The 2,359-nt window shown below is 69.2% G+C and carries 1 protein-coding gene; it reads left to right on the top strand.

Going from position 1 to position 2,359, the window contains the following annotated elements; translation table 11 throughout:
- Positions 1-10 precede the first annotated feature (10 nt).
- Positions 11-2,359, top strand: a 2,349-nt coding sequence (locus STBA_RS35370; protein ID WP_290444006.1) for a beta-ketoacyl synthase N-terminal-like domain-containing protein, incomplete at its 3' end; no start/stop codon positions are given.

Raw genomic sequence — 2,359 nt, 5'->3', positions numbered from 1 at the left:
TGACCGGGACCTGGACGCGTTCATGCTGTTCTCTTCCGGCGCGGGCACCTGGGGCAGTGGCGGGCTGAGCGCTTATGCGGCGGCGAACGCCTACCTCGACGCCCTGTGTGACAGCCGGCGGGGTCGTGGTCTGGTGGCCAGTTCGGTGGCGTGGGGCCTGTGGGCCGGCGTCGGTATGGCCGCCAGCGACGGAGGTGAGCGCCTGGTGGACTTCGGGATGGAGGGCATTGACGCGGAGCGTGGGATGCGTGCTCTGGGTCAGGTGCTGGATGCGGGTGAGGGTTCGATCGCTGTTGCCGGTTTCGACTGGGCGCAGTTCGTGCCGACCTACACCTTGCGCCGTCCCAGCCCGCTGCTGTCCGCCCTGCCCGAAGTCCGCACAATCCTCGCGGCCGAGGCCGAGGCCGATCCCGGTGCCTCCGCCAATGGCTCTGAGCTGGTGGCGCGGCTGTCGGGTATGCCGGTGGGTGAGCAGCGGCAGGTGCTGACGGATCTGGTGCGTAGTAACGCGGCGGCGGTGCTTGGGCACGATGCGGCGGCGGATGTGCTGCCGCAGCGGGCGTTCAAGGATCTGGGCTTCGACTCGTCAAGTGCCGTTGAGTTGCGGAACCGGTTGTCGGCGGCGGCCGGGGTGCGGCTGCCCTCGACGATGGTCTTCGACTACCCGAACGCCGCCGCGCTCGCCGAGTACCTGCGTGGCGAACTCGTGGGTTCGCCCGAGTCCGGGTCCGAGGGTGCGGTGCAGGTGGTGGCTGCGGCCGGCGGTGAGCCGATCGCGATCGTCGGCATGGGCTGCCGTTACCCGGGCGACGTCAACGGACCTGACCAGTTCTGGGACCTGCTGGTTGCGGGCACGGATGCGGTGGGCGGCTTCCCGACGGACCGTGGCTGGGACGCGTTCGAGGAGGAGTTCGGCGGCGAAGCGGTCCCTGCCGGGGAGGCTTACACCCGGCAGGGCGGATTCGTCTACGACGTGGCTGACTTCGACGCGGCTTTCTTCGGGATCAGTCCGCGTGAGGCGATGGCGATGGACCCGCAGCAGCGGCTGCTGCTGGAGACTGCCTGGGAGGCGATCGAGCGGGCGGGTCTGGCGCCGTCTTCGCTGCACGGTTCGGCCACTGGTGTCTTCATCGGCGCCAGCAACTCGGGTTATGACAGCAGCCTGCCGGTGGACGATCAGAGCCTGAACGGTTATCGCATCACCGGTACTGCCTCCGCGGTGGCCTCCGGCCGGATCTCCTACACGCTGGGTCTGACGGGTCCGGCGGTGACGGTGGACACGGCGTGTTCGTCGTCGCTGGTGGCGTTGCACCAGGCGGTGACGGCGTTGCGTGGCGGTGAGTGCACGATGGCGCTGGCCGGCGGTGTCGCGGTCATGGCTCTGCCGGGTGCGTTCATGGACTTTTCCGAGCAGGGCGGTATGGCCTCCAGCGGCCGGTGCAAGGCGTTCTCGGACGAGGCCGACGGCGTTGGCTGGGGCGAGGGCGCGGGCATGGTCATGCTGGAGCGTCTGTCGGATGCGCGGCGTAACGGTCATCAGGTGCTTGCGGTGATCCGTGGCAGTGCGGTGAATCAGGATGGTGCGTCGAACGGTTTGTCGGCGCCGAACGGTCCTTCGCAGCGTCGGGTGATCCGTGCCGCGCTGGCGAACGCGCAGGTCTCCGCAGCGGATGTTGATGTGGTCGAGGCGCACGGCACGGGCACCGCACTGGGTGACCCGATCGAGGCCGGTGCCCTGCTGGCCACCTACGGGCAGGAACGTTCCCAAGGGGACCGTCCGTTGTGGCTGGGTTCGGTGAAGTCCAACATCGGCCACACCCAGCAGGCGGCCGGCGTGGCGGGTGTCATCAAGATGGTGCTGGCGATGCAGAAGGGCGTCCTGCCGAAGACGCTGTATGCGGAGACACCGTCCACACACGTGGAGTGGTCGGCCGGGAAGGTGGAACTGCTTCAGGAGGCGCGGGAGTGGTCGGCGGGTGACCGGCCGCGGCGGGCTGGTGTGTCGGCGTTCGGTATCAGCGGCACGAACGCGCACGTGATCATTGAAGAGGCGCCGCTTGAGGCTGCGGCGGTGGTCGAGGAAGAGCCGGTTGCGGCTCCTGTCGCGGTGTTGTCGTCTGGTGTTCCGGCGTGGGTGGTGTCGGGGCACAGTGCCGCGGCGCTTGCGGGTCAGGCGGGTCGGTTGCGGGAGCATGTGGTCGGGCGGCCGGAGGTCGCCGTGGGTGATGTGGCGTGGTCGTTGGTGGCGGCGCGGTCGGTGTTTGAGCATCGTGCGGTGGTGCTGGGGTCGGAGCGTGAGGTGCTGCTGGCCGGGTTGGCCGCGGTGGCCACGGACCAGCCCGCGGCCGGTGTGATCACC

The organism is Streptomyces sp. MP131-18 (assembly GCF_001984575.1).
GTDB classification, from domain to species: domain Bacteria; phylum Actinomycetota; class Actinomycetes; order Streptomycetales; family Streptomycetaceae; genus Streptomyces; species Streptomyces johnsoniae.
Note: the sequence above shows the minus strand (reverse complement) of the source record. Positions and strands in the feature narration are given on the sequence as shown.